General features: G+C 37.4%; 11 protein-coding genes. 8 read left to right on the forward strand and 3 right to left on the reverse strand.

Features of this window, described 5'->3' with window-relative positions:
* Nucleotides 1-287 precede the first annotated feature (287 nt).
* Both ACMA47_RS07385 and ACMA47_RS07390 read left to right on the forward strand, forming a co-directional pair.
* Entirely contained in the window at nt 288-3,083 is a 2,796-nt protein-coding gene (locus tag ACMA47_RS07385) for a SusC/RagA family TonB-linked outer membrane protein (RefSeq protein WP_413929284.1), read from the forward strand.
* 14 nt (nt 3,084-3,097) lie between these two features.
* Complete coding sequence (locus tag ACMA47_RS07390) at nt 3,098-4,558, forward strand: RagB/SusD family nutrient uptake outer membrane protein (protein WP_413929285.1); 1,461 nt, start codon at nt 3,098-3,100, stop codon at nt 4,556-4,558.
* A gap of 81 nt (nt 4,559-4,639) precedes the next feature.
* Here ACMA47_RS07390 and ACMA47_RS07395 read toward each other — a convergent pair whose 3' ends face one another.
* Entirely contained in the window at nt 4,640-5,563 is a 924-nt protein-coding gene (locus ACMA47_RS07395; protein ID WP_413929286.1) for a helix-turn-helix domain-containing protein, read from the reverse strand.
* Nucleotides 5,564-5,746: 183 nt separating this feature from the next.
* Here ACMA47_RS07395 and ACMA47_RS07400 point away from each other — a divergent pair, with 183 nt between their 5' ends.
* The 3 genes from ACMA47_RS07400 to ACMA47_RS07410 all read left to right on the forward strand — a co-directional run bounded on the left by ACMA47_RS07400 (nt 5,747) and on the right by ACMA47_RS07410 (nt 8,992).
* A complete protein-coding gene (locus ACMA47_RS07400; protein ID WP_413929287.1) occupies nt 5,747-7,276 on the forward strand; it encodes an aldehyde dehydrogenase family protein in 1,530 nt (509 codons plus the stop codon).
* Nucleotides 7,277-7,484: 208 nt separating this feature from the next.
* Nucleotides 7,485-8,519, forward strand: coding sequence for an alcohol dehydrogenase AdhP (gene adhP / locus ACMA47_RS07405; protein ID WP_129039221.1), 1,035 nt, complete (start codon nt 7,485-7,487; stop codon nt 8,517-8,519).
* 89 nt (nt 8,520-8,608) lie between these two features.
* Nucleotides 8,609-8,992, forward strand: a complete 384-nt coding sequence (locus ACMA47_RS07410; protein ID WP_413929288.1) for a DUF779 domain-containing protein — start codon at nt 8,609-8,611, stop codon at nt 8,990-8,992.
* Nucleotides 8,993-9,024: 32 nt separating this feature from the next.
* On the opposite strand, the gene ACMA47_RS07415 is transcribed toward ACMA47_RS07410, so the two are convergent.
* Both ACMA47_RS07415 and ACMA47_RS07420 read right to left on the reverse strand, forming a co-directional pair.
* A complete protein-coding gene (locus tag ACMA47_RS07415) occupies nt 9,025-9,537 on the reverse strand; it encodes a hypothetical protein (RefSeq protein WP_413929289.1) in 513 nt (170 codons plus the stop codon).
* 28 nt (nt 9,538-9,565) lie between these two features.
* Nucleotides 9,566-10,765 (reverse strand): dicarboxylate/amino acid:cation symporter, encoded by a 1,200-nt coding sequence (locus ACMA47_RS07420; protein WP_407847069.1) that lies wholly within the window; start codon nt 10,763-10,765, stop codon nt 9,566-9,568.
* 93 nt (nt 10,766-10,858) lie between these two features.
* Between ACMA47_RS07420 and ACMA47_RS07425 the strand changes: the two genes are divergently transcribed.
* Genes ACMA47_RS07425 through ACMA47_RS07435 form a run of 3 tightly spaced genes read left to right on the forward strand, consistent with a single transcriptional unit; the run spans nt 10,859 to nt 12,650 of the window.
* Nucleotides 10,859-11,776: a DnaJ C-terminal domain-containing protein gene (locus ACMA47_RS07425; protein WP_413929290.1), complete on the forward strand. Its 918-nt coding sequence runs from the start codon at nt 10,859-10,861 to the stop codon at nt 11,774-11,776.
* Nucleotides 11,777-11,779: 3 nt separating this feature from the next.
* The gene (locus ACMA47_RS07430) at nt 11,780-12,082 is read left to right on the forward strand and encodes a chaperone modulator CbpM (protein WP_079242769.1); all 303 of its coding nucleotides are present in this window, start codon (nt 11,780-11,782) and stop codon (nt 12,080-12,082) included.
* 37 nt (nt 12,083-12,119) lie between these two features.
* Nucleotides 12,120-12,650, forward strand: coding sequence for a hypothetical protein (locus ACMA47_RS07435; protein WP_413929291.1), 531 nt, complete (start codon nt 12,120-12,122; stop codon nt 12,648-12,650).
* Nucleotides 12,651-12,688 lie beyond the last annotated feature (38 nt).

Consider the following 12,688-nt stretch of genomic DNA (forward strand, 5'->3'; position numbering starts at 1 on the left):
TGTTTATTTTTTTTCGCTACAATTGCTTTTTTTGTTTATTTTTTTAATTAAAAATTTCTTTTTAATGTAAATTGATTTTAATTTTAGAATTTATTAAAATTCCGTTAATGTATAAATTGACTTATTTTTTGTTAATTTTTTAAATGTAATTAAAATAATTCTCCATCATTTTTTAAGTATGAGTGTGAATCTCTCCTTTCTGGAAGCCTGTTTTCAGAGTTTAATGAATTGATGTTACAGATATTTATTGACATATTTGTCCCTTGAATATATTAAAATCTGTTAATATGAATGTGAAGTTACATGTATTAAGTGCAGGAGCTTTGTTTTTTTTAGGACAAGCTGCTTTTGCGCAAAAATCTAAGAATGATTCTGTTCTGAAGGAGAATAAGATCGATGAGGTAATCGTTACTGGATACCAGAAGAAAAAAGCAGATGAAATTACCCAGGCTCAGGCTGTTGTTGGTGGTGATGAAATCAGAAGAAACTCTCCTACAACATCTATTGGTAACTCTTTACAGGGTAGAGCTTCAGGGGTATTTGTACAAAGTACTACTGGACAGCCAGGTGCTGCTGCTACCATTCAGGTAAGAGGTATTGCCGGTGTTGGTGGTTCTTCAGAACCTACGTATGTAGTAAACGGAATGTATATGACTGCAAGACAGTTCAGTGCAATCAACCCTGCAGACGTAGAATCTATTTCAATTCTTAAAGATGCTGCTGCTACAGCACAGTATGGTGCGAGAGGAGCAAATGGGGTAGTAGTAGTAACTACTAAAGCCGGAAAAGCTGGGAAAACTCACTATTCATTTGAAACTAAGTTTGGTTTCAGTGAAAAGCTGAGAGACAAGAACTATACCATGATGAATTCTAGGGAGTTGATGGATTTCCAGAATCAATTAGGGTACCTTGGGTTTAAACCAAGATCTCAACAAGAAATGGATGCACTAGCTGCCTATGATCACAACTGGCAAAAAGACCTGTTAAAGCCTTCAAGCATTCAGTCTTACTTATTCAGTGCACAGGGAGGATCTAGAGAAAGTACTTTCTATTACTCTTTAGGATATGATTCTGATAACGGGATTATCAGAGATATCGATGGACTTAAGAGATATACAGGTAACTTTGGGTTTACCAATAAACTGAGTGAAAAACTAAACGTAGGGATTAACCTAGGTGTTCAGTATCAGGAAACTCAGAATTTCAGAGACAGAAACAATACACAGAACCCATTTGGAGCAATGTATAAATATGCTCCATATGAGCCGGTTTATAACGCGGATGGAAGTTATAATCAGACAATGAGAGCTGGTTCTAACGTTGTTGAGCAGATCCGTAACTATAGATTAGATGATCAGAGACTAAGAATTCCGGTAACTTTATTCGCAGAATATAAAATTATCGATGGTCTGAAATTTAAAACAAACTTTAACGGACTTTTCGATTGGTATATGGGAACTCAATGGTTGAAGAAAGGTTCAAACCTGGATATCACAGTAAACAAAGTTCCTACAGGTTCATTGAACAAAAATTCATTCTATACATTTAACTACACTTGGAATAACTCCATTAACTATAAAAAATCATACGGAAGCCACAACTTTGATTTCTTAGGATTTATCGAATATAACGATAACTACAACGAAACAATGAATGGTGGGGCTTACGGATTGAAATCTCCGGTTATCAATGTTCCATCTATTACAACACCTTCTGACAGAAATACATTTACTGGAGTTAAGGTAAGAAATACTTTATTCAGTTTAGCAGGTTTACTAAACTATGATTATGAAGGAAGATATTTGGTAACAGGATCATTGAGAAGAGATGCTTCATCAAGATTTGGTGCCAATAACCAAAGTGGTATTTTCTGGTCTGCAAGTGCAGCTTGGAATATCGCGAAGGAAGATTTCATGAAAGGTGGGTTTATTAATGATTTGAAGCTTAGAGGATCTTACGGTACAACAGGTAACGATGGTACTTTGCCTGATTACTATAATGTCAATAATATCAGCTACGGTTTATATGGTGCTAATGGTACCTCATATCCTGGTACAGCTTCACAAGGATATTATATTATTGGTAACAGCAATCTTAAATGGGAATCTAACGCGATTACCAACTTAGGGGTAGATTTCACAATGTGGAACAGAAGAATCCGTGGATCCGTTGAAGTTTACAAGAATAAGAGAAAAGATTTCGTACAGCTTGTACCTTTAGACAAACAGGAAGGAGGATACTACCAGTATATCAATGCGGGAGATATGTCTCAGAAAGGTCTTGAAGTAGAGCTTAGCGTAGATGTAATCAAGAAGAAAGATTTCAACTGGAACTTACATGCTAATATCTCATTCCAGAAATCAATTCTTGATAAATTAGCAGACGGTCAAACAGAAAGAAACTTAGGAGATACTTATTTAAAAGTAGGGGAGACTCCATATGTATTCTATAATGTTAGATTTGCAGGTGTAGATCCAAGCAATGGAAAAGCATTATATTATGATAAAGCAGGAAATGTTACTGATGTTTACAGTGCATCTAATGCAGTTCCTCTTACTGATAAATCTCCATTCCCAAAAAGTTTTGGTGGATTCGGAACTACAGTTCAGTACAAAGGACTTGATTTCAGTGCTGATTTCACGTTTAAGCTAGGTGGATATACTTATAACAACATGTACGCTGCTGCTGTGGATCCAACGTTGGCTGTTGCAGGTAGAAATATGGCTCAGGCTGCTGCTCAGGTTTGGCAAAACCCTGGAGATACAGGAGTATTCCAGAAAGTTGACTCAAACGGTATGCGTGATTCTGATCAGTGGATTGAAAAATCAGATTACCTAAGATTAAGATCACTTACATTAGGATATACATTTGATAAAGCATTCCTGGGAGACAAATCACCTATCAATAAGCTTAGAGCATATGTACAGGGACAAAACTTATTTACAGTGACTAAATTCCACGGAGAACCTGAGGTTTCAGTAGGATCTGGTGAATCTACAGCATTGTTCGTTCCAGGAGCATATAACCTTTATACTTACCCTGCTGTAAGAACAATCTTGGTAGGACTGCAATTAGAATTTTAATATTGAATAGCTTTATGAAAAAGAATATAATAAAAATAAGTTTAGCTGCGTTAACTGCCTTTGTTACGTTAACGTCTTGCGACAGAAATCTAGATCAAATCTCGTCAATCAATGAAGATCAGGAGCAGGCAATGACCAGACCTGAGACCTTCAGACAGGCTATGGATGGTGCCTATACAGCTCTTAAAGGATCTGGGTATTATACTAGTGATGTAGGAAACCAACTTATCATGGGTGATCTTACCACTGATAACCTTGTTCGTGCTACTACAGGTAGAAATACCAACTTTGCAGCATCAAACTTCGAATTCTCATCAGATAATTCACAGACAACAGGATTGTATACTGCTGCTTATCTTGTGATCAGCAGAGCTAACTTTGTTTTGAAATATATCAATAACGGAGTATTATCTGGAACACAGAAAACAAATTTGGAAGCTGAAGCAAGAGCATTAAGAGCAATAGCTCATTTTGATATTGTAAGAGCATATTCCCAAATTCCAACTCAATCTGCAGGTGCTAAGAATACAATCGGAATTTATTATTCAGAGACCTATTCTCCTCTAAATAATACTTCATCCAGAAATCTTACCGTTGATCAGGTATATGATAAAGTGATAGCAGATTTATTATTTGCTGCCGATAATATTACTCAAAATGATTTGGATAAAGGAAGATTGAGCAAAGCTGCCATCTATGGATTATTGTCAAGAGTAAACCTTTACAGAGGAGACTATGCTAATACCATCAAATATGGTGAACTGGCATTGGGGATTTCTTCAAGTATTACTCTGAAATCTAATTTTTATAAGATTTGGAAAGAAAAAGAAGGCGATATTAATGATGGTGTTTTATTCCAGGTATCGAATTCTGCAGCTGAGCAAAACACAGTAGGTGTTGCTTACAATCAATCTGTTCCAGCATTAAGATCAGAGTTTGTTGTAGATTACGATTTATATACAGCTTATACGTCAAATGATGTTAGGAAATCTGCTTATTTTACTACGGATGTATATAGTAAACAAAAGTATAATCACGTTACCAAATACTCAGGTATTACTGGTTTACCATCTAATATCGTTCCTGTAAGATATTTAAGAGGAGCAGAAGTGTTGCTAAACGTTGCTGAAGCATATTACAGAACAGGTAATGGTGCACAGGCTTTAGTTCTTTTAAATAAATTGAGAGCTGAAAGATATACTGTATTTACTCCTGGTACAGAGACAGGACAGGCTCTTTTAGATGCTATCCTGAAAGAAAGAAGATTGGAGCTTGCATTTGAAAATGACAGATGGTATACATTGAAGAGATTAAACCTTCCTGTTCAGAGATCAGGTAAAGGAGATCTTTTTGACGGTACAGGTACCCCTGCTGTTGCACAGACTCTTGCAGCGGGAAGCTTCAAGTGGCAGTGGCCAATTCCTATTTCTGCTATTCAGGCAAACCCGAACATTAAGCAGAATGATCAGTATTAATAATTAAAATTTAATTTTTAATAATATAAATGAAGAGCCCTATTCAATAGGGCTCTTTTTTATTGATATTTTATAAATAAGTTATCTCATGACCATACGATCCTGATAACTTTTCGGAGTGACTCCTTCCAGTTGCTTAAATACCCTTGTAAAATAGTTGGTATCTGAAAATCCCGTCTGAAAGGCAGTTTCCTTAATACTGATTTGGCTGGAAAGAAGTTCTTTCGCCCTGTTGATTCTTTCCTGTAAAATAAAATCATTAGGGGAAGTTCCCAGCTCATCTTTGAACATTTTAAAGAAATTAGACTTGCTTACATAAGCCAGTTTGGCGATACTGTCAATAGATAGTTTCTGATGCAGATTTCTTTTAATATAATCCACTACAAATCCAATTCTCGATTTATTTTTAACAATGTTTTTTTCCACCATACTCCTTGCCTGAGTCTGCATCAATCTGATCAGAAGTTCTTTCAATGCAAAATCTGCCATGATATCCTTTTGCGAATTATCATCCATCGCAATTCTCATGATATTGTTGGTAGCAGAAGCCAGCGCTTTATTATTAAACAGAAAATACTCATCCAGCTGAATATTCCATTGTGAAGTTTCATCCACCTTTGGAAGGTGATAATTCAGATAATTGAGAGAATTCTCAATGAAATCAGGATTAAGACTTAAAGAAATACACTGTGTAGGCGTTTCATCTGCTTCAGGAAAATCTATCACCATCGTTTCTCCCGGTGCTACCAGAATACTTTCCCCCGGATAATAATCAAAATAACTGGTTTTCTTATCCAGTTTCATATGTTTTTTACCTCTCAGCATCGCTGTAAATGCAATATTTTCGAAATGAAGTTTTACATCAAAAGCCGCCTTATGAGTCTCATAAATACTGAACTCACAATTATTTAGATTGAATTTCGTCTGGTTTTCAACAAGACTCAATAGTTGGTTTTCCTTACGTAATTCAGGAGTATTTAATAAAATCTTACTATTGTTATTCATTTCTAAAATTTTTTGAATCGGAGGTAACTCAAATATAGAAAATTTGGCGCTACGTTGCTGTTAATAAAATACTAAAATTGAACCCCTTGCACTATTTTCCACTTTTTTTATACGATTGTGCTATACTCTTTTTGGCTTCTCAGTGTAATTTGGTAGTATCGAAAAAATAAAAACAATACTAATATGAGCACTATTACAGAACCAAGATCAACGACACTTTTACAGCGTCCGGAGTTTAAAAACAGATACGATAACTATATTGACGGAAAATTCACTCCACCTGTTAAAGGACAGTATTTTGACGTAGTTTCTCCGGTTGATGGGAAAAAATTTACTCAGGTACCACATTCGTCCAAAGAAGATTTGGAGCTAGCGGTAGATGCAGCTGAAAAAGCATTTCAGACATGGAAGAATACTTCCTCCACAGAAAGAAGCATCATTCTGAATAAAATCGCAGACAGAATAGAACAGAACTTAGAATATCTGGCTACAGTAGAAACAATAGATAACGGAAAGGCTGTAAGAGAAACATTGGCAGCAGATTTACCTTTAGCCATTGATCATTTCAGATACTTTGCTTCGGTGATCCGTGCTGATGAAGGATCGCATAACGAATTGGATAAAGATACTGTTTCCTTAATCGTTCATGAACCTCTTGGAGTCATTGCACAGATCATTCCATGGAATTTCCCAATATTAATGGCTGTTTGGAAACTGGCTCCCGCATTGGCAGCAGGAAACTGCGTCGTGTTGAAACCGGCAGAAAGTACCCCTGTTTCCATTATGGTTTTAATGGAATTGATCGGTGACCTTTTACCGGCAGGAGTTATTAATATTGTCAACGGATTCGGAGCAGAACTTGGAAGAGCTCTCGTGACCAATCCGAAAGTAGCAAAAGCAGCATTTACCGGTTCTACCGCTACAGGAAGACTTGTAATGCAATACGCTACAGAAAACATCATTCCGGTTACGCTGGAATTGGGAGGTAAATCACCGAACGTGTTTTTCAATTCGGTGATGGATGCTGATGATGAATTTTTAGATAAAGCAATAGAAGGAGCCGTGCTTTTTGCCCTGAATCAGGGAGAAATCTGTACATGTCCTTCAAGACTTCTTGTTCAGGAAGGTATAGCTGATGCCTTTATCGAAAGAGTAATCGAAAGAGTAAAAGCCATCAAAGTTGGAAATCCACTGGATAAAACTGTGATGATGGGAGCACAGGCTTCACAGATTCAGAAAGATAAAATCCTTTCCTATATTCAGTTGGGAATAGATGAAGGAGCAGAAGTGCTTGTAGGAGGAGCGGTAAACGACCTGGGAGAAGATCTTGAAGGCGGATACTACATCCAGCCTACGATCTTCAAAGGAAACAACAGAATGAGAATCTTCCAGGAAGAAATTTTCGGTCCGGTGCTGGCATTTACCACTTTCAAAGATGAGGAAGAAGCCGTAAAAATTGCCAATGATACCATCTACGGTCTTGGAGCAGGAGTATGGACCAGAGATGCTCACCAGTTGTACAACATTCCACGCCAGATTGAAGCAGGAAGAGTATGGGTAAACCAATATCACTCTTATCCGGCCGGAGCACCTTTCGGAGGGTACAAGCAGTCTGGAATCGGAAGAGAAAACCATAAAATGATGCTTGATCATTACCGTCAAACCAAAAACATGCTGATTTCTTATAACAAGAATAAGCTAGGTTTCTTTTAATATTATTTAGGACGTGCCCGCTTGCCTTGGCGTTGTCCAGGGCAAATCGGTCGGGCTATCCAGGGCTGCACTTCGTTTCGGTGCTCCATTGCATTCCGCACCGGCTCGTTCCTCGCCGCCCTTCCTATCCCTCACGCAGAGAAATTGTCTGTTCAAACGTGGAGATAAAAACAAATAACCCCAAATAACTCAATCCAAAAAATAAGATATGATTCCAAAAACAATGAAAGCGGCAGTAGTTCAGGGCTACGGTCAACCTTTGAAAATAGAAGAAGTACCTGTAAGAGAACCCGGAAGATATGAAGTGCTTGTTAAAGTCATCGCCTGCGGAGTTTGCCACACAGATTTACATGCGGTAGATGGCGATTGGCCTGCAAAACCCAAAATGCCTCTTATCCCGGGACATGAAGGAGTAGGTATCGTAGTAGCCTGCGGACCCGAAGCTTTTGTAAAAGAAGGAGATGCAGTAGGAGTTCCATGGCTGTACAGTGCATGTGGATGCTGCGATTATTGTATTACAGGATGGGAAACCCTTTGTGAAGCCCAGAAAAATGGAGGTTACAGTGTAGATGGCGGATTTGCAGAATACGTTATTGCAGATTCAAGATATGTAGGACATTTAAAATCCGATGTTAACTTTCTTGAAATAGCACCTATTTTATGTGCCGGAGTCACAGTTTATAAAGGATTGAAAGAAACAGAAACAAAACCTGGAGAATGGGTAGCCATTTCAGGAATCGGAGGACTGGGGCATGTAGCTGTTCAATATGCAAAAGCAATGGGAATGCATGTAGCCGCTATTGATGTAGCAGACGATAAGCTTGAGCTCGCAAAAAAATTAGGAGCAGACCTTGTCGTCAATGCGAAAAACACAGATCCCGGAGAATATTTACATAAAGAAGTTGGCGGAATGCACGGTGCTTTGATTACTGCCGTTTCACCTATTGCTTTCAAGCAGGGAATAGATGTTTTAAGAAGAAAAGGAACAATTGCTCTCAATGGACTTCCTCCCGGATCTTTCGAACTTCCTATTTTTGAAACCGTTCTGAAAAGAATTACCGTAAGAGGTTCCATTGTAGGAACAAGAAAAGATATGCAGGAAGCACTGGATTTTGCCAATGAAGGATTGGTAAAAGCTACAGTCACTTCCGCAAAATTAGAAGATATCAATGATGTTTTTGATAAAATGAAAAAAGGACAAATTGACGGCAGAATCGTTTTAGATATTGCCGGCTCAAATTAATTTGATGATGTGTTGCTGATCCCGGTTAGAATTTACTTTACCGGGATCTTTTATCAATATAAGGTTTGCATTAAACCAAAATAAAAACAATGGAAACAAAAATATCAAGACTTTCCGCCACGGAACAGGCTCTTGAAGTAATTAACAGGCTGGAAGAACAATATGGTCCTCTGATGTTTTATCAGGCAGGAGGATGTTGTGAAGGAACCCAGCCACAATGCTTCGAAAAAGGAGGATTTTTTCCCAGAATGAATGATGCCATGATCGGTACTATTAACGGACATGAATTCTGGATAGACCGGGACCTTTTTGAATACTGGAAATATTCACATTTTACTCTGGATATAACAGATGGTTTCGGACCTGGTGGATTTTCACTGGAAACTCCCTTGGGTAAGACGTTTAAAGTTCATTACAGGCTTTTCACACCTGAAGAATACGAAAATCTGGAGCCTGTGAAACGTAGTGAATAGGAGCTATGAAATCAAGTGATGTTGGTAAAGAATCAAGGCTTTTGAGCAATATAAATAAGCTCTCTTTCAAATTCATATTTCCCTCTCGAAATTCCTCTTTTTAAGATAAAATATTGAGTGATTGCTATTGTGAATGCGACTGCCCCGACAATAAGACCTTGTTGATCTCCTGTAATACTGACGAATCCTATTAAAAAGCAAAAACACAGAATAAAAAACCAATTCAAAATCTGAAATCCTGATGGAAAAAATTCTATCGCTACAGATGATATCCCATTTTTATCAGAAATCGTTCCATGAAACACAGGATTACTTCTGTTCATATCAAACAGCCTTCCTCTTCTTTTGATTGTAAAACTGTTTGCATCGATCATTCCCCGATATTCAAACCGAGTAGGAATGGTACTGTCTTTTTCTAATGATATGAAAGTGGTATTGGTTTTATAAGTGACTTTCATTAATCTCTGTACAAGTTCTGCACTATTGATATTGAGATCAATAATGAGGCTGTTGTATAAGCCAATGCTTTTAAAAAATGAGTTCATGGGTTAAAAGAAAATGGTTAAACTACAGTCAGACTTTCACAAACCGGTTGACAAACATAGCGGCAACGATATCTCCTACAGCATTCAGAACAGTTGCCAGAGGATCTACCAAAGTCCCGATGATCATCACGGCAGGAATAGCTTCCTGAGGAAGTTTATAAACAGAAATCATCAGCATTTCCCCAATATATCCGCCATTAGGAATACCACCGGCAACAATGCTCACAAAGACTGTAATTCCTAAAGCTAAAAGCAGGTTGGCAGGATCAAAAAAATCTTTTCCAATAATTAAGAATGCCACATAGATCTTGATAATCGAAGACATCGAAGATCCGTTTTTATGCAAAGTAGTCCCGATAGGAATCACCAGATTGGCAATAGAATTCGGAATCCCGATTTTGGAAGCGGCTTGTAAATTAGCAGGCATTGTTGCAAAACTACTGCATGTACTTATTGCAGTCAAAGTAGGGTAGATCGCATTTGTCCAAAAACTTTTGACTCCTTTTTGTCCATTCGCCATGAATGCATAGATAGAAAAGAACACCAGGAAATAAATAACTCCTGCAATATAATATAACCCTAAAGGTTTAGCATAAAATCCAAAAAGTTGTGGTCCTAAAGTCGCTACCTGATACGCAAAGTAGGCTCCCAGACCAATAGGGGCAAGCTTCATCACCAGCAAAAGAAGCTCTTTCATTACTTCATATCCTGAAGCAATAAAAACTCTGAAAGGTTGTCCTTTTTCTCCTGTTTTTCGGGCTGCAAACCCTGTCAGAAAAGCAAATACCAAAAGAGCCAACATATTCCTTCTTGAGAAAAGCTCCGTGAATTCTCCCACAGTAAAGAAACTTACAATCCTGTTGCCCCATGTATCCTCATTGGCCGCTTCAGTAATCATCTCAGAACTTCCTGAGACCCCGGAAACAGGGAAAAGATATACTGCACATATCGTAAACACTGCTGCGGTAAGAATAAAGAACAGAAAGGTAAGTGCCATCACAAGAATGATCTTACCGAATTTTGATTGCTGCTCCAGAGAAGCAATAGAGTTGGAAACGGCAAAAAATACCAAAGGAACTACACTCACAAAAAGAAGATTAAGGAAAATATCTCCCAAAGGTTTAATGTATTCCACAATACCAGGTGCAACAATTCCGATGATGCTTCCAATAGTGATTCCCAAAAGTAAAAATATGATTCCGGAGTAGTTTTTCAATACATCTTTCATGTATGGCTTTTTATCAAAGATAGGTTTATTTTTAACATTCTGTTATACAATTTTCAGACCTAAAATTCATAAATTTGGGTAAACCTCATTTCTATGGCTTATATAGATTACTATAAAATTTTAGGCGTAGATAAAAGCGCAACACAGGATGATATCAAAAAAGCCTACCGAAAATTGGCTAGAAAACATCATCCCGATCTCAATCCCGGAGACAAAGAAGCAGAAAAGAAATTCAAAGAACTGAATGAAGCGAATGAAGTTCTGAGTAATCCGGAAAACAGATCAAAATATGACAAGTACGGAGAAAACTGGAAGCACGGCGAAGAATACGAAAAAGCCCAACAACAACAGCAAAGACAGTATCAACAGCAAAGTAGTTATAACGGAGGATACTCCGGGGCAGACTTTGGTGGAGGTGAAGATTTCTCAGATTTCTTCCAGGATATGTTTGGCGGTGCAGGCGGTGGATTTGGTAAAAGTTCGAGAGGAAGAGCTTCCGGTAAATTCAAAGGACAGGATATAACTGCCGAGTTGAATCTCAATTTAAGAGACGCCGCAACAACTCATCCGCAAACTTTTGAAATCAATGGAAAGAAAGTAAGAATCACCATTCCTGCAGGGGTGTATGACGGACAGCAGATTAAATTAAAAGGACATGGAAACCCCGGAGTAAACGGTGGGCCAAACGGAGATTTATATATCACCTTCAATATTCCTGCTGATCCGGATTTTGAAAGAATAGGTGACGATCTGAAAACCAAAGTGACTATTGATCTGTACACAGCCGTTTTAGGAGGCGAAGTAAAAGTACATACTCTCAATGGAAGTGTAAACCTTAAAGTGAAACCGGAAACCCAAACCGGAATGACAGTAAGGCTTAAAGGAAAAGGTTTTCCTGTTTATAAAAAAGAAGGAGAACACGGTGATCTTTTTGTAACCTATGAAGTGAAACTGCCAACTAACCTTACCGAAAAGCAGAAAGAACTTTTTGAACAACTAAAAAATTCCTAAGCCATGAGTGAAAGAATATCACGGGAAGAACTCGTAAAAATCTATAATATAGAAATCACTTTTTTTGATGAGCTTGTAGATTATGGGCTGCTGAATATTCAGATTGAAAACAATATTCATTATCTGATGTATGAAGATCTGCCCGATCTGGAAAAATTTGCCAACTGGCATTATGATCTTGAAATTAATCTACCCGGCCTTGAAGTGATTCATAATATGTTGAAAAAACTGGATGCTCTGAACCGCAGAAACAGAGAACTGATGAATAAACTTTCTGCTATAAGTGATCAATATGAAGATATTTAGTTTAGTTTTGTAGCTTTTTAAAGCAAACTCTATAATTATGAATGAAGAAAAGGTGATTACACTAAAACCGGACAGGAAGATTTTTGAAGATATTTATTTTAGCGGTAATCAGGGAAGCCTGCTTTTTTCACCTACTACGAAAAGTAAAACTATCGTTACCATAGCTGCTGCAGTGATTGTTTTCATCGTTTTTCTATTAAAAGACTTGATGAGTAAAGAAAATGCAGGTGTTTTATACTTCCTGAGTTTTATATTTTTGCTTTGTGCTGTTTTTTTATCCGTAAGCGTTAATAAAGTTTCAAGATGGAAAAAACAGGTGAATCATTATCTGAGCACGCTTGAAAGATGTAAAGTATACGAGATAAGATTTGATAATAACTTTTTCACAGTGAATATCGATGGGGAAAAAGAAACCAGCGAATGGAAAGATTTTGAATATTTTGACAGCACTCATGAATTTATTTCTGTTGAAGGAAAATACAGTTATATGTTTCCCAGAAAATCAATGAATGAGAAAGAATACAGTTTTCTCAAGAATACATTGAAAGAGAAAATTAAAATCGATTAATAAAAAAAACGGAGCAAAATTATTTTGCTCCGTTTTTT

The organism is Chryseobacterium sp. T20 (genome assembly GCF_047345655.1).
Taxonomy (GTDB): domain Bacteria; phylum Bacteroidota; class Bacteroidia; order Flavobacteriales; family Weeksellaceae; genus Chryseobacterium.